This is a genomic window from Pseudoalteromonas sp. ECSMB14103 (genome assembly GCF_000813065.1).
GTDB lineage: Bacteria > Pseudomonadota > Gammaproteobacteria > Enterobacterales > Alteromonadaceae > Pseudoalteromonas > Pseudoalteromonas marina.
In genome coordinates this window covers 501,826-522,507 of the sequence record NZ_JWGY01000001.1, presented here as the reverse complement: position 1 = coordinate 522,507, position 20,682 = coordinate 501,826, and the positions used below count along the sequence as shown (strand labels likewise).

Sequence of the window (20,682 nt, the reverse complement as noted above, 5' to 3'; positions counted from 1 at the left end):
ACTTAATAAATGCTTTCACACAAAAAAACGCTAACCATTACTGGCTAGCGTTTTTGTAAAGCTCGGGTCAAATCAAGCTTGAAGAACGTTTTAAACCTTAAAGGTCAGCGTCAGCACCAAGTACATCTTCACCATCTTCTGGTTCAATTGTTGCTTTAAGCAATAACATATCGCGTAGTTTGCCTTCAATCTCGTTTGCAATTTCTACGTTTTCTTTTAAGAATTTAATTGAATTGTTTTTACCTTGGCCTACCTTGTTACCATTGTAGCTGTACCAAGCACCTGCTTTTTCAACAATTTTGTGCTTAACACCTAAATCAATTAGCTCGCCTTGCTTAGAAATACCTTCACCATACATGATGATAAATTCGGCTTGTTTAAACGGAGGCGCTACTTTGTTTTTAACGATTTTAACGCGCGTTTCGTTACCAACAACTTCATCACCTTCTTTCACCGAACCAATACGACGAATATCAATACGAACTGATGCGTAAAACTTAAGCGCGTTACCACCGGTTGTTGTTTCTGGGTTACCAAACATTACACCAATTTTCATACGAATTTGGTTAATGAAAATACATAATGTATTTGAACGTTTAATATTACCCGTAAGCTTACGTAATGCTTGCGACATTAAACGTGCTTGTAAGCCCATGTGCGAGTCGCCCATGTCGCCTTCAATTTCAGCTTTAGGTGTTAGGGCTGCAACTGAATCGACAATCACAACATCTACAGCACTTGAACGTACTAACATGTCACAAATTTCTAACGCTTGCTCACCCGTATCTGGTTGAGAAACTAACAGCTCATCAATGTTAACACCTAGCTTTTGAGCGTATACAGGATCTAGAGCATGCTCAGCATCAACAAAGGCACATGTTTTACCTTCTTTTTGAGCTTGTGCGATAACTTGCAAAGTCAGTGTTGTTTTACCTGAAGATTCAGGACCATATACTTCAACAATACGACCCATTGGTAAACCGCCTATGCCTAAAGCAATGTCGATCCCTAATGAACCTGTAGATACTGCATCAATGTTCAGGGCTTTATTGTCGCCCAGCTTCATGATTGAACCTTTACCAAATTGACGCTCAATTTGTGATAGTGCAGCGTCTAACGCTTTTTGTTTGTTATCGTTCATTTTGTTCTCCAAATCCGGCTAATGCGAACAAGTATACTGTATGAAACCACAGTATCAAGCGAAATTTATAAATTTATCTTTTCAATTGTATTTTTCAAAGCAAATTCAATAGCCTGCATTCTAACTTGGGCTCTATCACCACTAAATATTTGCTTAAATGTAAATTGTTTATCTGCAATTTGTAGGCAGAACCATACAAAACCCACTGGCTTATCTTGTGTTGCTCCACCCGGCCCTGCTATCCCCGATATAGCAATAGCAACGTCAACATTGGCAAGATTTTTTGCCCCCAACGCCATTTCTTTTACGGTTTGCTCGCTCACAGCACCATACTGCTCTAACGTACTCGTCGCTACATTGAGTAGTTCGTGCTTTGCCTCATTGCTATAAGTAACAAATGCACGCCCTAAATAGCGCGAGCTGCCAGGTGTTTCTGTTAGTGCATAACTCACTCCACCACCTGTGCATGATTCAGCAGTAGTGATCCATAAGCATTTATCCGTTAAAATAACACCTAATTTCGCAGCAAGTGTTTTAATCTCTTGATGTAAGTCCATATTCAGCCTTTGGGTAAATACATGTCGTTTGATCTTTTTGCACCACACACTATAAAACAACAAACCCCTATGATGCAGCAGTATCTAAAAATAAAATCAGAGCATCGCGATATTTTATTGTTTTATCGTATGGGTGATTTTTATGAGCTTTTCTTTGACGACGCAAAACGTGCAGCTCAATTGCTCGATATTTCGCAAACTCAGCGCGGCAAAGCCGGTGGCGACCCTATTCCTATGGCAGGTGTGCCTTATCATGCCGTAGAAAACTACCTAGCGCGTTTGGTACAAATGGGCGAATCAGTTGCTATTTGTGAACAAGTTGGCGACCCCGCAACCAGTAAAGGCCCTGTTGAGCGAAAAGTAGTGCGCATTGTTACACCGGGCACTATTTCAGATGAGGCGCTTCTTCAAGAACGACAAGACAACTTACTGGCCGCTGTTTGGCAAAATAAAAAAGGCCAATACGGTGTTGCGTATCTTGATATAAATTCTGGGCGTTTTAACGTTGTTGAAGTCAATACTGACGAAGCGTTAAGCTCAACGCTACAACGTTTATCGCCAGCAGAATTGCTTTATAGCGAAAATTTTGAAAACACCCATCTAATCGAACATATTAAAGGCGCTCGTCGTCGCCCTGAATGGGAGTTCGACTTAGATACGGCTCAGCACTTATTATGCGATCAATTTGGAACAAAGGATTTAGTTGGATTTGGTGTAGAAAAAGCTCACTCAGCGCTCGTAGCTGCCGGCTGTTTAATGCAATACGTGAAAGATACACAGCGCATTGCTTTACCTCATATTCGCGCCATTACGCTTGAGCACAACGAACACGCTGTTATATTAGATGCCGCAACCCGTAAAAATTTAGAACTAACGGTTAATCTGTCGGGCGGATTTGAAAACACGCTTGCACAAGTACTTGATAAAACAGCCACTGCAATGGGCTCACGCTTATTAAAACGCCGCATTCATACACCTGTTCGAAATAAAGACGAGTTGAATTCTCGTCTAAATGCTATTAGCGCAATTTTAGACGCACAACTATGTGGCGAATTGCACGAGTCTCTAAAAGAGATTGGTGATATAGAACGTGTAATAGCCCGTTTAGCATTATGTACTGCACGCCCAAGGGATTTAACACGCTTACGCAGTGCACTACAAGCACTTGCCCCCCTGCATAATTTATTAAGTGATGCGAGCGACCCACGCATTACAAGTATTATCAAACACTCGCCTGAATTACCTGAGCTACAAGCATTGCTAGAGCGAGCTGTTATTGATAACCCGCCAGTACTTATTCGTGATGGGGGCGTAATTGCGCCGAGTTATAACAGTGAACTTGATGAATGGCGTAACCTAAGTAAAGGGGCAACTGATGTACTCGAGCAGCTTGAACAACGCGAGCGTGAACGTACTGGGATTAGTACGTTAAAAATTGGCTATAACCGAGTGCACGGCTTTTTTATAGAAGTGAGCCGCGCTAATTCACATTTAGTACCTGCTGATTATATTCGCCGTCAAACGCTTAAAAATAATGAACGCTATATTATTCCAGAGCTTAAAGAGCATGAAGACAAAGTACTTGGTAGCCAATCAAAAGCACTCGCGCTTGAAAAACAACTATACGAAGAGTTGTTTGAATTTATCGCCCCACACATTGAGCAGCTGCAAATAATGGCTGCAGCGCTTGCTGACTTAGATGTATTAAATAACTTAGCAGAGCGTGCCTTTGCACTTAATTATGCTAAACCAGAGCTTTGCGACAACGACAACATTAGCATTCAACAAGGCCGTCACCCTGTTGTTGAACAGGTAATGAAAGACCCATTTATTGCAAACCCTGTAGAGCTTAATAGTCAGCGCAAAATGTTAATTATTACAGGCCCAAATATGGGTGGTAAATCAACCTATATGCGCCAAACAGCGCTTATTGTATTAATGGCGCACATTGGCTGTTATGTCCCTGCCGATAGCGCAAAAATAGGCAATATTGATCGTATATTTACGCGTATTGGTGCAAGTGATGATTTAGCCTCTGGCCGCTCAACCTTTATGGTTGAAATGACCGAAACCGCCACTATTTTAAATAATGCGACAGCGCAGTCGTTGGTATTAATGGATGAAATTGGGCGTGGTACAAGTACCTATGACGGGCTTTCGCTTGCATATGCCACAGCGAATCATTTAGCATCAAAAATATCCGCTAAAACCCTGTTTGCAACTCACTACTTTGAATTAACTGAGCTTGCAGAGCAAACGCAGGGCCTTGTAAACGTTCACCTTGATGCAATAGAGCATAACGACACCATTGCATTTATGCATACTGTGCTAGACGGTGCGGCAAGCAAAAGCTTTGGTTTACAAGTAGCCGCGCTGGCAGGTGTGCCTAAAGCGGTAATTTCACAAGCTAAACAAAAGCTTAAGTTACTTGAAAATCACCAAAGTGTTACTGCACCTAATGCTGAGCAACACGCATTTTCATTTAATAATGGCACTGTTATTGAACCTTCATTAGTGGAAGAACAATTAAGTGCAATTGACCCAGATAACTTATCGCCTCGTCAAGCACACGAATTGCTCTATAAATTAAAAGCGTTGCTTTAACAAAAAATGCCGAAGAATAATTTCTTCGGCATTTTTTATTCAAGCCTTGTAAGGCCTTACATTTATTATTAAGAAAATTGGTTAAATAAACTATCTGTGCTTAACCCTTCTTGTTGCAAAATATCTTTTAAACGACGTAGTGCTTCAACTTGTATTTGTCTTACTCGCTCTCGTGTTAGCCCTATTTCTCTACCTACATCTTCAAGTGTAGATGGCTCATAGCCGAGTAATCCAAACCTACGCGCCAGTACTTCACGTTGCTTAAGGTTTAATTCTCCTAACCAATCAACAATGTGTTTATTAATTTCGGTGTCTTGCACTTCACCTTCAGGGCCGTTGCCTTTTTCGTCAGGTAAAATATCAAGCAGCACGCTGTCGTTTTCGCCACCAATTGGCATATCAACCGACGCTATTTTTTCATTCAAACGTAACATTTTGGTTACGTCTTCAACTGGCTTATCTAGGCATTCAGCTATTTCTTCTGCAGTTGGCTCATGGTCGAGTTTTTGGGTTAGCTCTCGCGCTGTACGTAAGTAAACGTTTAGCTCTTTCACTACGTGGATGGGCAAACGAATAGTGCGTGTTTGGTTCATAATGGCGCGTTCAATTGTTTGACGTATCCACCATGTTGCATAGGTTGAAAATCTAAACCCGCGTTCAGGGTCAAACTTTTCAACAGCACGAATTAACCCTAAATTACCTTCTTCAATTAAATCGAGTAGCGCTAGTCCACGGTTATTGTATCTACGTGCAATTTTAACAACTAAACGTAAGTTGCTCTCAATCATACGTTTACGAGAGGCTTCACAGCCTTTGAGGGATTTACGCGCGAAAAATACTTCTTCTTCAGCGCTTAATAATGGAGAGAAGCCTATTTCACCTAAGTAAAGTTGGGTGGCATCAAGGTTTTTAGTCACCTCTTCTTTGGCAAATATGTCTTCGTCATCTACTTTTTCAAGTAGCGGTGTTGCTTCTTCAACGGTGTTTTCATCAAACTTGTCGTCATTGCTGATATTTTTTTCAATCTTTGCTGCGCTAGCCATAAGCCTTCTCCAGAGCAATTATCAATACCTAAAATCTAAGGAAGGTATTTAGCAGGATTGACAGCTTTCCCACGGTAACGAATTTCAAAGCGAAGCGCGGTAACCGAAGACTCTGAATTGCCAATTTCTGCTATTTTTTGTCCTGCCTTAACTTTTTGCTTTTCTTTTACAAGTAATTTCGAGTTATGTGCATAAGCACTAAGATAATCATCATTATGTTTCAAAATGATTAAATTACCATAACCTCGAAGCGCGTTACCCGCATACACCACCGTTCCTTGTGCAGCGGCTAAAACTGTAGCCCCCATTTTATTAGTAATTTGTAAGCCTTTATAGCCGTTTTCCTTATTAGAAAAGCGTTTGGTAATTTTGCCCTTTGCTGGCCAAAACCACTTTAATTTATCGCTCGACAACTGCTTTTGGTTACTAACTTTATATTTGGCTTGTTTTTGAACATACTCTCGTTTTTTTGGCTGATCAAGTCCTTTCTTTAATTTTTTGTTATTATTTTGTATGTTTTTTCTAGACTTTTTACTCGAATTCGTATAGTTTTTTGAACTTTTAATTTTTTTGACAGTGGGAGAGAGAGAGATTGACTGGCCTGGATATATAACATAAGGACTTGAAATTGAGTTGTTTTTAGCAAGTTCTCTAAAGTCTTTTCCTGCGCTAAATGCGATTGAATAAAGTGTATCCCCTTTTTGTACTGTATATTTGCCATCTACAATGTTAATTAAATGGTTTGATTCATTAACATTATTATTTAAACTACTAACGGGCGCTGGAACATGGCGAGATGAACAACCAAAAAGAAAAACACTAATGAAAAAAGCAACATAAAGCATAAATTGTCTATTCATCGTGCTTTTCTCCATGTTTAAGTAACATTATTTTATATAGCTTAACGCAACAAAAAGTACGCAACGGCTATTAATATTACTAATCCCCAGCCAAGCACTTCAATATACTGACGTAATTTTTTCTCCATTTGCGCTCCGCCCCATTTCATAAGCGCAGCAACTAGAAAAAACCGAGCACCGCGCCCGATTGCTGAAGCAATTAAAAATGGTAAAAACGCCATCTGTAAAACGCCCGCACCAATTGTAAATACTTTATAGGGTATGGGTGAAAAACCAGCTAAGAACACCACCCAAACGCCATACTCTTTAAACCAATTTAATGCTACATCAAACTTTTCTTGCCAATGCATCTGTGCAATTAGCGGCTCTACAACAGGTTCAAAAAGCCAAAAACCAAGAAGGTAGCCAATTACCCCGCCCAGCACAGATGCAATCGTTGCGAAGCTTGCAAAACGCCACGCCTTACTAGGTTGAGCCAGCGACATTGGCGCTAACATTACATCGGGTGGGATAGGAAAAAAAACAGACTCGGCAAAACTCATTCCTGCTAAATAACGCTCCGCATGGCGGTGCTTTGCCCATACTAGGGCCATATCGTACAACTTAGTAAACAACTTCAAAGTGAATTCCTATTCAATATCACCAGGTACCAAAGGTACAAATCTTACTGGTGCAATAACATGCTCTGTAAAGCTTTCGCCCTTTCGAATAACCATTATTAATTTTTGATCAGCTTCGCCAACCGGCGCTAATAATACACCGCCATCAGCGAGTTGACTTAACAAACCTTGAGGTAAGGTAGCAGCCGCAGCCGTAACAATAATGCCGTCAAATGGTGCTTGAGATTGCCAACCTTGCCAGCCATCTCCATGTTTCATTGTTACATTGTATAAATCAAGCTGCTGCAGACGCCGTTTAGCCTGCCATTGCAAAGCTTTGATCCGCTCAACAGAATAAACGTTAGTAAACGTTTTAGCCAATACCGCTGTTTGATAGCCAGAGCCCGTGCCAATTTCTAATACTTTATCGCGCACACCGGCCAACCTCAAAAGCTCCGTCATACGGGCTACAATATAAGGCTGCGAAATAGTTTGCCCTTGCCCAATAGGTAGCGCTGTATTTTCATAAGCTTTGTGCTGCAACACGTCGTCAATAAATAAATGACGAGGTATACCTGCAATAGCATCAAGTACGCCTTGATCCTCAACACCTTCACGTTTAAGTAAATCTGATAACGCTTTCGCACTTCGCGTATAATTAGCGAGCACGATTTATCTCCAAATTAGATAACCAGTCCCCAACTGCCTTAATGCTATTGTGTGCGGTCATATCAACACTGAGTGGTGTCACCGATGCAAAGCCATTATTAATGGCGTAAAAGTCAGTTCCTTCACCTGCATCACTCTCTGTGCCAAGCGAGCCATACCAGTAAATACTTCGACCCCAAGGGTCTGTTTGCTTGGTCATAGTTTCAGCTTTATGCCGAGCGCCTAAACGCGTAACCTGCACACCTTTTAATTCACTTAGCGGAACATCTGGCACATTAACATTAATAATTTGGTCTTTTGGTAATGGGTGCGATGCAAGTTCTTTAATTATATTAACTGTTACCGCGGCCGCTGTTTCAAAGTGCTCGCCATTGTGTGAGCAAAGTGAAACTGCAATAGCAGGCAACCCCAAATGACGACCTTCGGTCGCTGCAGCAACAGTGCCTGAATAAAGCGTATCATCACCTAAATTGGCGCCATGATTAATGCCTGCCACAACTAAATCTGGTTTTTGGTCAACAAGCTGATTAACACCTAAATGAACGCAATCGGTTGGCGTACCATTAACTGACATAAACCCATTTTCAAGAGTTGTTGCACGCAATGGATTCATTAATGTGAGCGAGTTACTTGCACCACTGCAATTGCGATCGGGTGCCACCAAAGTGACGTCTGCAATTTTTGTAAGCGCGTTATATAAGACCGCTATGCCTTTAGCATTAACGCCATCATCGTTACTTAACAGTATCTTCATTTATGCCATTATCCTTTTCTTTTCGCTCTTTTGGACTTGCATCTGTATAGTCCACCAGTTCACGTAGTAATGCGGTTGCAAAACATCCTTTAGATAAACCAAAGCTCAGCTTAAGTGTGGTGTTATCAAGTGTTTCTACAGCCAAGTTATTAGGAATCAAACGCAACATTCTACGCTCGTTTTTAAGCCCTAATTCACCCAGGCCTTCACACCATGCCTGATAGGGTTTAAGCCATATTTTTTCTTGCTCAGTTAACCCTTTATCACTTTTGCCTGCCATTGGTGCCGACATTACAATATCGCCAGAGGCTAAACGTGCTATGTTTTCGTCGTTAATTGCATCTTCAAAAAATGCATTACTGCCGCTGAGCATAAATACTTCGCGGTGCATAGTTTTAGCTAAACCGTGTTCTTTTACACGTAAACTTACAAGTTGATTAAAAATATGTGAACGCGCAGCTGAAATAATAATACCGCGTAACTTCTTATCGCGAATACGTTCGCCGGCAAACATTTTTTCGGCCATTACTAAGTTATGGCCGCCGTGCCCAAAGCGCTGCTCACCAAAGTAGTTTGGCACACCAGCACGCACAGCATTTATGCGGCATAATATATCAAGCGGCTCGGTAACATTACGAAGGGTAATGGTAAATTTATTGCCCTTGTGGCAACCGGTGCGTAATTTACGCTCGTGGCGCTGTTGCGACACTATAAAAATGCTTTCGCTATTTAACTCTGTAAAATCTATATGCTTTTTAATAGGCACTTTTACACTAAACCATTGGCTACATACACCATGACGATCTTTCATGCCCGCGTAGCTTACATCGCGAGGGGATACACCGGCTTTTTGCGCGATAATTTTAGCCACGTATTGTGTGTTTTCGCCTTTTTTAACCACCTGCAAGCATACATGCTCACCGTTACCTGTAAACTCTATACCTAGATCTTCATCTACCATAAAGTCTTCTGCTGTGGTTTTAAAGTCAGCTTTTGAAAGCGGTGCGCCGTATAAATAATTTAAGTCGCTCATGCGTTTTTTGTACTCGTAAGCTCTTTACTCATAATAACCACGGCATGACTAGAAATACCTTCTTTACGTCCTTCAAAACCCAACTTTTCAGTTGTCGTAGCCTTAACATTTATTTGGCTAAGATCGCAGTTTAAATCATTAGCTAGATTTACACGCATAGCCTGTATGTGCGGCAGCATTTTTGGTGCTTGCGCCACAATAGTGACATCACCGTTACCCAATACATAACCTTGCTCTTTAGCAAGGCCTACAACGTGGCGAAGTAAAATGCGGCTGTCTATATTTTCATATTCGCTCGCTGTATCAGGAAAGTGCTTACCAATATCGCCCATAGCGAGTGCACCTAAAATAGCATCACATAATGCATGAATAGCTACATCGCCATCTGAGTGTGCTAAAAAGCCTTGTGGGTAATCAATTTTTTCACCACAAATAGTTAACGGGCCTTCGCCGCCAAATTTATGTACGTCAAAACCATGGCCAATTCGTATCATACTGCACTCTCGTTTTGTTGTTTGTTTAATATAAACCCTGCCAAAGCTAAATCTTCTGGCGTGGTTATTTTAATATTATCGCTACGACCCGCTATAAGTTTTACTGGTTTGTTTACCCACTCAATTGCACTGGCTTCGTCGGTAATAGGCACCCCACTTTGCAGCGCATTTTGCAGCGCATTTTTAAGGTCACTGTACTTAAAAAATTGAGGGGTAAGCGCTTGCCATAGGTCGTCTCGGGGGACGGTTTGCTTTGAGTGTGTATCGCCGCGTTTGATGGTGTCTTTTACTTTAGTGGCTAAAATTCCGCCTTCATTTTCACGAAGGCACTCACTGATAAGGCGCTCTATGTCTGCTAGGTCAACCAATGGGCGCGCTGCATCGTGCACTAATACCCAATCAGGAGGATTGGGTGCTAAAAATAACAAACTATTAAGTACTGAATCAGCACGTTCTTTGCCACCACTTGAACGAACAATGCGCGCATCGGTTAATGGTAGTTCACCAAAGTATGGGTCTGTATCGCTAAGGGCAACAACAATAGTTTGTAGTTGTGGTAATTGAGATAGTTTTGCTAGGGTGTGCTCTAAAATTGTTTTACCCGCTAATTGTATATATTGTTTAGGTGCATTGTGCTGCATTCTGCTGCCTACACCCGCTGCGGGTACAATCGCGACTATGGTTTGTTTATTTCTCATATTGGTTACCCGGTAAAACACGAATAAATGTTTCGTCCGGCTTAATCATTCCTAATTCGTTTCGGGCACGTTCTTCAATGCCTTCAAGGCCTAGCTTTAAATCTTCTATGTCGGCTTTAAGCACTTTATTGCGTTTTATCAACTTTTCGTTAGTGTCTTGGTGGGTTGCCACCGCGCCTTTTAAGCGCGAATAATCTTGCACACCATTTTGACCAAACCATAACCTGTACTGAACAAACAGTGCTAAGCACAGTAAGCACACTTGAAAAACACGCATTTAACACTCCTTATTTAATAATTTAAAAGTTTTAACTTAACTAAGCTAATGGGCGTTTTATATTGCGCCAATTAATATTCCCTGCCAGTAGCATTTCACGTAATGATAATACACGTGGTGTGCAACGCTTTGAAAACTGCCACTGATGCCCACAGCACGCTGCAGCTAAACTCAACTTACTTGGCTTTAAAAGTTGTGCATATTGCTGCTCTAGGCCGTTGCCTAAAAAATCAAACCACCCTAGCTCGTTGCAATGCAACTTGTTTTCAGACACCTGATCAATACTGTCTATCCTAAGGTGTAATTTGTCATACTGGTTTACTATCACCGGAACAATTAGTCCCACTTTGGCATGCGCTTGAAAAAAAAGTTCATTGGCTTGTTTATTTACATCGGGCGGCGTTGCTTTTTGTTTTTCGAGCCACGAGCCATTTTGTGCATCAAGCGCAAATGGCGAATGCCCGTTTACTACAAGCGATGCAGCTCGTTCAATGTAATAAGGCAAACTTTTTAACTGCCTACGCAGCTTATCGGCATTAGGTTCGGCGACTAACCGCTGAACTTCTCGCTGATAAAATGCATTGCACAACTGCGCATATAGCGCCTTTTGCGCATCAGTTTGCCAAATTTCAACTTGCTGCTGTTCACCAAGTGACTGATTTTTCGCGACCAATTGCTTTACTCAAAAACATTCAGATAACTGTTTTATAACATAGTACTGAATAGTTTTTAAGCACACATAATAAATTAAGCGCTTGGTTTTTCACCTAACTTAGCTTTACCCGACTCTAAAAATTGCACAACACTGTTGCGCTTTTTACCAACTAGTAAACTGCCATCGGCTAAAAACATAAAGTTTTGCCAATTACGTTTAAATACGTCAAACGTTGTTTCAATAACATTATCGCGCGCCATACAAAAATATACCGTGGTATTTGCTTCCCACCCTAAAAACTCTAAAATTTCTTGAGGTGGTAAAGCATCGCCATTTTCCCAAGCTGCTTCCCAGTTAACTTCATCACTAAAACTTTTATCTTGACCGCACCACATACTGTCATCAAAAAAGTCGGGGTGGTCAAACTCCCGGCTTACCATTGTGCTCCAAAGCACAGCAGCGCGCTCGTCGCTCATTGGTTTTATTTTAGCTGCGTCATCACTTGATACCGGAATGTCTTTATGGCGAAAAACCCACGCTTTTCTGTAATCATCTAACGAAATATAGTTCATAATATTGGCAAATTAGTTAGCATTAAAAGTGCAAACACAAATTATACAAGAGATTGAAGCATGACTACAGCACTAAAACTGGGTTTATATCAACACTACAAAGGCCCGCAGTACAAAGTTTTATATCAGGCAACACATAGCGAAACAGACGAACAATTGGTGATATACCAAGCCTTATATGGTGAGTTCGGTATTTGGGCACGACCACTTAGTATGTTTTTAGAAACCGTTGAAAAAGAGGGCAAAACTATACCTCGTTTTGCCTACCTTGGACCTGCAGATTAACTGTGGCATTATAACCCCATTCAATACTGCTCAGACCAGACAAGGGTACACCGTGCAATTTAATTCTACTGAAAATTACATCGCAAGCAGCTCGCTAAAACAGGCTGTAAATGCTGCTATTATGCTTGAAAAACCATTACTTATTAAAGGTGAACCTGGTACAGGCAAAACGATGCTGGCCGAAGAGCTTGCGAAAAGTTTAGATACCGAGCTTATTCAGTGGCACATTAAATCGACCACCAAAGCACAGCAAGGTTTATACGAATACGATGCCGTATCGCGTTTGCGTGACAGCCAGCTAGGCGATGAGCGCGTGCATGATATTGGCAACTACATTGTTAAAGGTAAGCTGTGGCAAGCATTTACCTATGCCGAGCTTAACGGCAAACGCCCAGTTTTACTCATTGACGAAATAGACAAAGCCGACATTGAGTTTCCAAACGATTTACTGCTCGAACTTGATAAAATGGAGTTTCACGTTTACGAAACAGGTGAGCGTATTATCGCAAAAGAGCGCCCTATTGTGATCATCACTTCAAATAACGAAAAAGAGCTGCCTGATGCATTTTTACGCCGCTGTTTTTTTCATTATATTGACTTTCCAAGCAGCGAGGAAATGCAGCAAATTGTTGATGTACATTACCCTAACGTTAAACAAGATTTAGTACGCCAAGCATTAGAAGTATTTTTTAACTTACGTGAAGCCAACGGCCTTAAAAAGAAGCCCTCCACCAGCGAATTACTGGATTGGTTAAAACTTTTAATGGCAGAGGATATAGACGCTAAAACATTACACGACAAAAGCCAAAAAGGCGGCTTAATGCCGATGTTTGGCGCACTGCTTAAAAATGAGCAAGACATAAGCCTCATCGAAAAACTTGCGTTCATGAGCCGCCGTTAATATGTTGATTGCGTTTTTCTTCAAATTACGTGAATACCGTTTACCGGTAAGCCTGCGCGAACTACTCGATTTAATTAACGCCTTAAAAAAAGGCGTTATATTTGCCGACGTAGATGCCTTTTACCATTTGGCCCGCACCATAATGGTAAAGGACGAAACCCATTTTGACCGCTTCGACAAAGCCTTTAGCGACTACTTTAGCGGTATTGCCGACTTAGACCTACTCGAAAGTTTAAAGCAACAGCACAACTTACCTGAAGATTGGCTACGCAAAGAGTTTGAAAAAAACCTAAGCGATGAAGAAAAAGCCCAACTAAAAGCGATGGGTGGGCTCGACGAGCTTATGAAAACCCTGAAAGAGCGTTTAGAAGAGCAACAAAAACGCCACGCAGGCGGTAATAAATGGGTAGGCACCGGCGGTATATCTCCTTTTGGCGCGTATGGTTATAACCCTGAGGGCGTGCGTATAGGACAAGACGGCAACCGCAATCGCCAAGCGGTAAAAGTGTGGGACAAGCGCGAATACCGCAATTTAGACTCAGATCGCGAAATTGGCTCACGCACTATAAAACTCGCCCTTAAAAAGCTACGCAAATTTGCCCGCACCGGCGCAAGTGACACCCTGGATTTAAACGAGACCATTCGCGCAACCGCCAAGCAAGGCGGCATGCTAGATGTAAAAATGGCACCCGAGCGCCACAATGCGGTAAAAGTATTAATGCTGTTTGATATTGGCGGCTCAATGGATGACTACATTCATACCTGCGAAGAATTATTTAGCGCAGCCCACAGTGAATTTAAGCATTTAGAGTTTTACTACTTTCATAACTGTTTATACGAACACGTTTGGCAGGATAACCAACGCCGCCATTCAAACGTAATAGACACCATGACGCTGATTAATAAATTTACCAGCGACTACAAAGTCATATTTGTGGGTGATGCCACTATGGGCCCATACGAAATAGCCTACCCTGGCGGCTCGGTAGAACATTACAACGAAGAGCCCGGCAGTGCATGGTTACAGCGTATAACAAACCACTTTGATAAAGTCGCCTGGCTCAACCCACAACCCGTTGAACACTGGCCGTACTATCAATCAATTGGCTTTATAAAAGAGCTAATGAACAATCGCATGTACGCGCTGAGCTTGGATGGGATAAGTAGAGCGATAAAAGATCTGAGTTAATACTGAGTATTAATAAAATGCATTCTTAAATTATAAAGATATATTCTCAATAAAATGGGGGGGATTTTGTTGAGAAATCTAATATGACTAATTTACTTTAACCGTGAAATACCGACTAGAACACAAATAGCGCCACCGACCATACCAGCCCACGCTTCCATTGGCGTATCGCCGCTTAATGTTCTGCTGATTTGCGACGCAGCTGCATCGTAAACATTGTAGCCCCACGTAGCTAATGCTGCGCCAACTACTACAAGTACTATTCCTAAAATTTTATTATTCATTTTTTCTCCAAATATTACTACTATTTACCTGAATCAGTTAAGTACCAACACCGCTATATAGTTAACGCACACCTTAGGTAGTTAACGTAACTTGAACAGATAATATAGAAAGTCATAACTATTTTTTAAGTGTAAAAAATACAACCTTTGAAGTTATTATTTACATCCAATATATACAGATTGCTAACCAACAGTACCCTCTGAATAACTCTACATTTTAATCATCGCAAGTGTAGTCAGGTATAATAAACAGAGTTATAACAATCAATGTTAGTTTACGGTTTCAATTGCGCAGTCGAGGAGTTTATTGAAAATAAAGGGCTATATGAGTTAAATATTTAGAAGCGAGCCCCTTAATAAAAGAGGCTCGTAAATATATTACTTAGCGTAATACTTACCAGTTATCAGTTTATTATAAATGCTTTCATAATACTTAATTTTTGGCTCAATATTAGAGTTTGGAACTAAAGAGTTACTCGAATAAAAGTAATAAGGTTCAAATATATCTACCTTATTGACTTGCACATTCCCTACTTCACTTACAATTAAATCAAAAACATGCCACATTTCATCTGCACCTTCACTAGGTGGAGTAAACACATACCTACGGTCGTCAATTAATAACTCAACCTTAGTAGTATCAGAGTCAATTTCTGGAGTACCAGAATAATTATGTACTTTGTAAGAGTATGTTCCTGGTAAAGCAAACTCTGGTATAGAGATCACCTCAGGGCCATAACTAGTGACATCGTCAACGTCTAAAAACATAACTACGTCGTTTACTATTACTTGCTCATTTCCAAAATAAATATGGAACTGTTCGCCGTTCGTACTTGAAGGCCCCCATAAATGAGAATCCAAATCAGTTGGCATTAATCCCCAATTTAACTTTATCTTAGTAAATGCTTCATTTAAAACAACACACTCACTTAGAGTAATATCAGTATTAAAAGTATCAATAGAAAATGTACGACTTTGAATACCAGCCGAAGATGAAATAAGAACAGTACTATTCATCTTTGCAGGTATTGAAAAGTCGCCATTTTCATCAGTAACCGCTGATGACGAACCTATATAGTCCCTGCCTTCTGAATTAATTTGTACACCTTCAAGTCGATTTTGATCCTTGTCTTCAATACAACCATTTATAAAAATAGTTTCATATATCCGATCAGCATTCCATGTAGTAAAGTGGGAAACCATTCCGGAATAGTAATTTCCTTGTGGTCCAGATACTAACTCAACCTGCCCCTCTTCTATCCAAAGGCCAGAGTTATTGTCAAAGTAATATAAAGGAACCGTTCCATCTAGCTCACCAACAGCTGGAATATTTATTTTGGCTTGCATATTTTCAGTCAAATTAAGTTCAACGCCATCAGCATCTTCAAAAGTAACCGTTATCGCTCCAAAAGACTCAATAGGTTTAATCTCTCCATTAACATCTTTAGTAATCATTTCACCGGGCATAAGGTTAATATCAATAGCAGGGTTTATAATTGTGAGCTCTGCATTGACCAGTCCTGTAGCTAAAGTCCCATCCGCTCGCTGCAAGCTGTTAGCAGGTAACTCTACAAGTACAAAATCCTCAACTGAAAGATTATTCTCGATAGTTGGATCAAACGATATCTCAGCCTGAACAGGTTGTAATAAGATATTATTAGACAAGTCTATTTGCTCTTCATTTAAGCCTACAGCCATCTCAGCAAAGCCAGAAGCGTCACTGATAATAGACATGCGTTCAGTAATGTATATATCTTGGATAGAAAATGTAACAATCCCATTTTCATCAGAGACCGAATCAGCTAGGATTTCATTACCATTCGTCAAAAAAGCATCTGCATTTGGAATTACATCTTCAGTGTAGTAATTTTTTATAACCGCTGAAATACCTTGAAAGAATTGCTCATCAAGTATGAATGAAGCTCTTACAGGTAATACTCCATCTTCTTGTCCATCTCTCACTTCAACTGTTAAGTTATACTCAGTTGTCTCTGAAGCTCTGGCTTGATAAGTAATTAGACCGTTTTGATCTATTTCCATTCCTTCAATTTCAGGGGAAACTGAAAACGAGAAGTCACCATTTTCTATATTATCGTCAGGATCAGTCAAAACTAATTGAAAACTAAAATCATCCCCACTTTTAACTGTTTGATTTGGTATGAGGGATAATACAGGGGTATCATTAACCGGAGTAACGACTACTTCAAATGATTGAATTACATTATCATTTTCCCCGTCATTAACGGCAACAACTACTTCACCTGAGCTTAATACTCCTTCGGTAGGAAGCCATTCAATTAAGCCTGTTTCAGATATAGACATACCCTCTGGGAATGAACTGAGTGTAAACGTCAAATCATCTCCATCATCTTGAACTTCAACTAAATAAGTATAAGTATTGTCTTCGATAGCAGAGGTTACCGCTTCAGATGTTATTAGAGGCGCATTATTTACAATAGCAACTTCATTATTAGTCGCTTTCTCATTTGAATCTGAAGAGCCACATGCGGTTAAAATAGTTACAAGAGGTAAAACAAGTAGGGATTTGAGTTTAAATTGATGTTCCATTATATTTCCTTATATTTATCAACGGCAAAGATATTAATCATAAAAAAACATTAAAACAACCTTTATTTAACAAGTAGATATGGAAAAATGAGATCTTTGTAAATAAGTTTAGCAACTTAAAAGCATTGAAAGAAAAGGTTAAAGGTGATTTCTCTATCTACGAAATTTTTTATACTATTTAAAAAAACTTACACATTCCAAACCCTAAACTATCGCCATCACGTTTTATATAACCATAATGTGTATAAAAGCTTTCTTTACCGTGAGCACTTAATAAACCTACTGTAGCGCCATTAGAACAAGTGTTGGTTAAGTAGTTTTCAATGTGGGTCATAACTAAATGACCAATGCCTTGTTTTTGATAGCTTGGCGCAACAATTATATCTTGAATATAAAAATACATTGCGCCATCACCAATCACTCTCCCAGTGCCTATTAACTTATCAGTGTCGTATACAGTGACCCAAAAAAGTGAGTTTTCGATGCTTGCTTTTAATGTTTTATAGTCAGGGTTTTGCCACTTTACTTGTTTACGTAAATTAGCGAATTCATCCAGTGCTGGAGCTTTAAGTTCAACTTTATAAGCCATAATATCCTCTACTCACTTTAAAGGAATTTACTCATAAACAAGCTATACGGGTCTAACTCATAATTACCAAACGGTTCGCACTCTTTAAAACCAAATTGGACGTAAAGCTTTTGTGCGGGTAAAAATGCCTTAGCAGTGCCGGTTTCTAAGCTAAGTTTTTTATACCCTCGCAGTGTTGCTTGCTCAATAATATGCGTGAGTAACTTAGCCGCTATGCCTTGGCGTAAATAGCTACTTGAGGTGCGCATTGATTTAATTTCGCCATGCGCTGTATTTAGCGCTTTTAATGCGCCGACACCCGCTAAGTTATTATCAATCCATAAGCTATAAAAGGTTATGTCGGGCTGAGTGAGTTTAGTTACATCAAGTGCATGTATGCTCTCTATGGGGGAGTGTTTTAGCATATCGTTATGATGCGCTTGTAGTAGCTTTATAACGTGAGGGTTTGAAAGCTCGCCTGTTCTAATATCCATTTATGCCTCGTTTAATCCTTGAATTTAATGCTTTAGGGCTTAAATTAAAACCCTAAAGTAAGTGGCTATATTTAGGTTGCTAGCTTCCACGCCACAAACGCAACAGCAAAACCAACTAAATACACTAAGCCTAACCACGTCAAGCTGTGCAATAGTACGCTGTGTTTAATGGCGGGCTCTGAGCGAACTAGGCTAAAGTTAAGCCATGCAAAAACGGGGGTGGTTACAAAAGCAAGTGTCATGGCAAAGGTAAGCATGGGGCCAAGAGCTGATTTAAAAAATAAAATAACGGCCATGCCAGCTAGTGCTTGCAGTACAAGCCAAATATTTAAGCTGTGTTTTGATTGCTTAAAACCAAGTAATTTGTGTGACTCGTTAAGTGTACGTGCGTAGCCGTCAAGCACGGTAAGTGTAGTGCCAAACATACATAAAAAAGCAATAGCTGATACCAGCGGCCTTGCCCACTCGCCAATAGTCAGTGCGTACATATCAATAAGCTGTTTAGCAAAGGCAACACCGCCAAGTTCTATATTACTGCTTTGCCCATATTGCACCAGCACACCTAAGCTGAAAAATACCAATGCTAAGCAGGCTGTTAGCCAATAGCCTACGTTAAAATCAAACAAGCCTTGGTTTTTAGTGACCGTTTGCTGAGTTTGTTTTTCTTTGAGCCATAGCGAGCTGAGGGCCGATATTTCTATTGGTGCCGGCATCCAGCCCATTAACGCGACCATAAAGCTGAGCATAGCCAGTTCGTAAGGTGACGGGCCAATATAGTCAGCTGGCGCCATTGGGCCGTTACTAAATGCGATAACTAGCGCAATAACAGTAGCGAGCGTTAAGAGCCCCATTATGCCTTTAGCAACGCTATCAAGCGCTTTAAAGTGACCTAACAATAATATTGCTAAGCAAACACAGAGCAATATCCAACATAGCAGGGTTACCTCTATCACTACAGGCAGTGCGTAATGCAGTAAGCTGGCGGTAAGTAGTAATACCCCTGCGGTATTAACAACTGCTGCCAGTATGTTCAAGCCAATAAAACTATAAAAATACACCGGGCCTTTGTTTTTATAGCCTTCTACTAAACTGTTTTTAGTGGCTAAGGTGTATTCCATACCAAAGCGAAAAAACGGATATTTTAATACGTTAACAGCCAGTATTAACCAAAATAGTTGCCAGCCAAATAGCGCGCCAGCCTGAGTAGATGCAACTAAGTGAGACCCGCCAATTGCTGCAGTTGCCATTAAAATACCAGGGCCTAGTGCGCCTAAGTGAGATTTCCAAGAAGTGTGTGTTTGCTGCATTAATTTCTCAAATTATGTGTGTTATTCACTCTGGTTATTAATTTTCACAATTAATAACACCGAAGGCTGCATAACTTACCTAAATTAAAGGCAATAAAAAAGAGCCATAAGGCTCTTTTTTATAGTACTTTGGGACTAAATATTATTTTAGTTCCATCTCTTGGATGATTTCGTGCGCTATTTCTGGCGTTGTACTTACAGGCTTTTCGTGTAAATTTGCTTTTATTTGCCCTTTTCGATGTTTTAGTGCTGCATCGAGTTTTTTAGCTGCGCTTGCAATAGCTGGGTACATTACTTCGTTTTCCCCTTTTACTGATATTCGCGCACCTTCGTAATTAGTGCTAATTTCGGCTTGGATTTTATGATGCTCTTTAGACAAGATCATATCGAGAGAAATAAGTGATGGAAAGTGGCTCTCAATTTTAGAAAATTTTTCGTTGATGTGCTCTCTAATAGAGTCAGTAACTTCAACATGGTGACCAGAAAGATTAATTTTCATAGGGTATCCTTTTATTTGTTACCTCATAAATAGTATTGGGGGCTATTTAGATTAACACAAGGAAAAAAGAGAGATATTTGAGGTTTATTTGCGGTTTTTGGTGATTTAAATCATGTGTTGCGCAAAGTTTATGCAAAGCCCATAAACCATGGGCTTTCAGACGTCTAGCTGTGCTAGCTATTAATCTGTGTACGAGCAACAGTAGTCGGCAAAATCACTTACTTTTACTTTAAAGCTTACGTTAGCGTCTACATTAAATGACTCGCCCGCGTTAAATGTTTTCCACTCGCTTGCCCCTGGTAATAAAATATCCCACTGGCCACCTAAAAGCTCCATGAGTTCTTTTTTACTGGTATCGAATACAAACTCACCCGGCTGCATAAAGCCTAATGTTTTGGTAGTTCCATCGCTAAATACAACCGTACGGCTTGACACTTTTCCGTCAAAATACACGTTGGCCTTTTTAACTACGCTTACATTTTCAAACTGAGACATTTTAGCTCCTGCTATTAATTTAAAGATCTTTATTTATAAATTTTATCGCACTACCTTGCCTGATAGCTTACTTTCTTGCAAGAAAAGCAGTAACGCTTAATGCCAATTCGCAATAATACTTAATCATTTTTAGGGG

At 40.3% G+C, this 20,682-nt stretch carries 24 protein-coding genes; 4 read left to right on the top strand and 20 right to left on the bottom strand.

Going from position 1 to position 20,682, the window contains the following annotated elements:
- Positions 1–97: 97 nt before the first annotated feature.
- Entirely contained in the window at positions 98–1,141 is a 1,044-nt protein-coding gene (gene recA / locus RF53_RS02375; RefSeq protein ID WP_039036522.1) for a recombinase RecA, read from the bottom strand.
- A gap of 65 nt (positions 1,142–1,206) precedes the next feature.
- Positions 1,207–1,698 carry a CinA family protein gene (locus RF53_RS02370; RefSeq protein WP_039036521.1) on the bottom strand — a complete coding sequence of 164 codons (492 nt, stop codon included), beginning with the start codon at positions 1,696–1,698 and terminating at the stop codon, positions 1,207–1,209.
- A 21-nt stretch (positions 1,699–1,719) separates the two neighbouring features.
- On the opposite strand from RF53_RS02370, the gene mutS reads away from it, so the two are divergent.
- On the top strand, positions 1,720–4,302 hold the full coding sequence (mutS, locus tag RF53_RS02365; protein WP_039036520.1) for a DNA mismatch repair protein MutS: 2,583 nt from the start codon (positions 1,720–1,722) through the stop codon (positions 4,300–4,302).
- Positions 4,303–4,370: 68 nt separating this feature from the next.
- Here the strand turns inward: mutS and rpoS are convergent, their stop codons facing one another.
- The 11 genes from rpoS to RF53_RS02310 form a co-directional block, all read right to left on the bottom strand.
- Positions 4,371–5,345, bottom strand: coding sequence for an RNA polymerase sigma factor RpoS (gene rpoS / locus RF53_RS02360; protein ID WP_006791963.1), 975 nt, complete (start codon positions 5,343–5,345; stop codon positions 4,371–4,373).
- A gap of 35 nt (positions 5,346–5,380) precedes the next feature.
- Positions 5,381–6,205, bottom strand: coding sequence for a peptidoglycan DD-metalloendopeptidase family protein (locus RF53_RS02355; protein WP_039036519.1), 825 nt, complete (start codon positions 6,203–6,205; stop codon positions 5,381–5,383).
- A gap of 41 nt (positions 6,206–6,246) precedes the next feature.
- Positions 6,247–6,825, bottom strand: coding sequence for a YqaA family protein (locus tag RF53_RS02350; RefSeq protein WP_008126892.1), 579 nt, complete (start codon positions 6,823–6,825; stop codon positions 6,247–6,249).
- Positions 6,826–6,834: 9 nt separating this feature from the next.
- Positions 6,835–7,473: a protein-L-isoaspartate(D-aspartate) O-methyltransferase gene (locus tag RF53_RS02345; protein WP_006791960.1), complete on the bottom strand. Its 639-nt coding sequence runs from the start codon at positions 7,471–7,473 to the stop codon at positions 6,835–6,837.
- The gene (gene surE / locus RF53_RS02340) at positions 7,463–8,227 is read right to left on the bottom strand and encodes a 5'/3'-nucleotidase SurE (protein ID WP_006791959.1); all 765 of its coding nucleotides are present in this window, start codon (positions 8,225–8,227) and stop codon (positions 7,463–7,465) included. The genes RF53_RS02345 and surE overlap by 11 nt, the downstream gene beginning before the upstream one ends.
- Positions 8,208–9,260: a tRNA pseudouridine(13) synthase TruD gene (gene truD, locus RF53_RS02335; protein WP_039036518.1), complete on the bottom strand. Its 1,053-nt coding sequence runs from the start codon at positions 9,258–9,260 to the stop codon at positions 8,208–8,210. Before truD ends, surE begins: the two co-directional genes overlap by 20 nt.
- The gene (gene ispF, locus RF53_RS02330; RefSeq protein ID WP_039036517.1) at positions 9,257–9,754 is read right to left on the bottom strand and encodes a 2-C-methyl-D-erythritol 2,4-cyclodiphosphate synthase; all 498 of its coding nucleotides are present in this window, start codon (positions 9,752–9,754) and stop codon (positions 9,257–9,259) included. Before ispF ends, truD begins: the two co-directional genes overlap by 4 nt.
- A complete protein-coding gene (ispD, locus tag RF53_RS02325; protein WP_039036516.1) occupies positions 9,751–10,452 on the bottom strand; it encodes a 2-C-methyl-D-erythritol 4-phosphate cytidylyltransferase in 702 nt (233 codons plus the stop codon). The genes ispF and ispD overlap by 4 nt, the downstream gene beginning before the upstream one ends.
- Positions 10,442–10,729 (bottom strand): cell division protein FtsB, encoded by a 288-nt coding sequence (gene ftsB, locus RF53_RS02320; RefSeq protein ID WP_006791955.1) that lies wholly within the window; start codon positions 10,727–10,729, stop codon positions 10,442–10,444. The genes ispD and ftsB overlap by 11 nt, the downstream gene beginning before the upstream one ends.
- 40 nt (positions 10,730–10,769) lie before the next feature.
- On the bottom strand, positions 10,770–11,402 hold the full coding sequence (locus RF53_RS02315) for a hypothetical protein (protein WP_039036515.1): 633 nt from the start codon (positions 11,400–11,402) through the stop codon (positions 10,770–10,772).
- Between the two features lie 74 nt (positions 11,403–11,476).
- Positions 11,477–11,956, bottom strand: coding sequence for a DUF2947 domain-containing protein (locus RF53_RS02310; RefSeq protein ID WP_006791953.1), 480 nt, complete (start codon positions 11,954–11,956; stop codon positions 11,477–11,479).
- 60 nt (positions 11,957–12,016) lie between these two features.
- Between RF53_RS02310 and RF53_RS02305 the strand changes: the two genes are divergently transcribed.
- The 3 genes from RF53_RS02305 to RF53_RS02295 are packed head-to-tail and all read left to right on the top strand — an operon-like array spanning position 12,017 to position 14,331.
- A complete protein-coding gene (locus tag RF53_RS02305; protein WP_006791952.1) occupies positions 12,017–12,241 on the top strand; it encodes a DUF1653 domain-containing protein in 225 nt (74 codons plus the stop codon).
- Between the two features lie 52 nt (positions 12,242–12,293).
- Positions 12,294–13,142 (top strand): AAA family ATPase, encoded by an 849-nt coding sequence (locus RF53_RS02300; protein WP_039036514.1) that lies wholly within the window; start codon positions 12,294–12,296, stop codon positions 13,140–13,142.
- 1 nt (position 13,143) lies between these two features.
- Positions 13,144–14,331, top strand: a complete 1,188-nt coding sequence (locus tag RF53_RS02295; RefSeq protein WP_039036513.1) for a vWA domain-containing protein — start codon at positions 13,144–13,146, stop codon at positions 14,329–14,331.
- A gap of 92 nt (positions 14,332–14,423) precedes the next feature.
- On the opposite strand, the gene RF53_RS02290 is transcribed toward RF53_RS02295, so the two are convergent.
- From RF53_RS02290 to ppnP, 7 genes are all read right to left on the bottom strand, one after another.
- A complete protein-coding gene (locus RF53_RS02290) occupies positions 14,424–14,615 on the bottom strand; it encodes a DUF3185 family protein (RefSeq protein WP_039036512.1) in 192 nt (63 codons plus the stop codon).
- Positions 14,616–14,993: 378 nt separating this feature from the next.
- Positions 14,994–17,183, bottom strand: coding sequence for a putative Ig domain-containing protein (locus tag RF53_RS02285; protein ID WP_039036511.1), 2,190 nt, complete (start codon positions 17,181–17,183; stop codon positions 14,994–14,996).
- Between the two features lie 178 nt (positions 17,184–17,361).
- Entirely contained in the window at positions 17,362–17,772 is a 411-nt protein-coding gene (locus tag RF53_RS02280; RefSeq protein ID WP_082014413.1) for a GNAT family N-acetyltransferase, read from the bottom strand.
- A gap of 17 nt (positions 17,773–17,789) precedes the next feature.
- The gene (locus tag RF53_RS02275; RefSeq protein ID WP_039036509.1) at positions 17,790–18,245 is read right to left on the bottom strand and encodes a GNAT family N-acetyltransferase; all 456 of its coding nucleotides are present in this window, start codon (positions 18,243–18,245) and stop codon (positions 17,790–17,792) included.
- A 71-nt stretch (positions 18,246–18,316) separates the two neighbouring features.
- Positions 18,317–19,552: an NRAMP family divalent metal transporter gene (locus RF53_RS02270; RefSeq protein ID WP_039036508.1), complete on the bottom strand. Its 1,236-nt coding sequence runs from the start codon at positions 19,550–19,552 to the stop codon at positions 18,317–18,319.
- Positions 19,553–19,694: 142 nt separating this feature from the next.
- Positions 19,695–20,051 carry a ribosome hibernation-promoting factor, HPF/YfiA family gene (gene hpf / locus RF53_RS02265; protein ID WP_006791946.1) on the bottom strand — a complete coding sequence of 119 codons (357 nt, stop codon included), beginning with the start codon at positions 20,049–20,051 and terminating at the stop codon, positions 19,695–19,697.
- Positions 20,052–20,231: 180 nt separating this feature from the next.
- A complete protein-coding gene (ppnP, locus tag RF53_RS02260; RefSeq protein WP_006791945.1) occupies positions 20,232–20,546 on the bottom strand; it encodes a pyrimidine/purine nucleoside phosphorylase in 315 nt (104 codons plus the stop codon).
- Between the last annotated feature and the right edge of the window lie 136 nt (positions 20,547–20,682).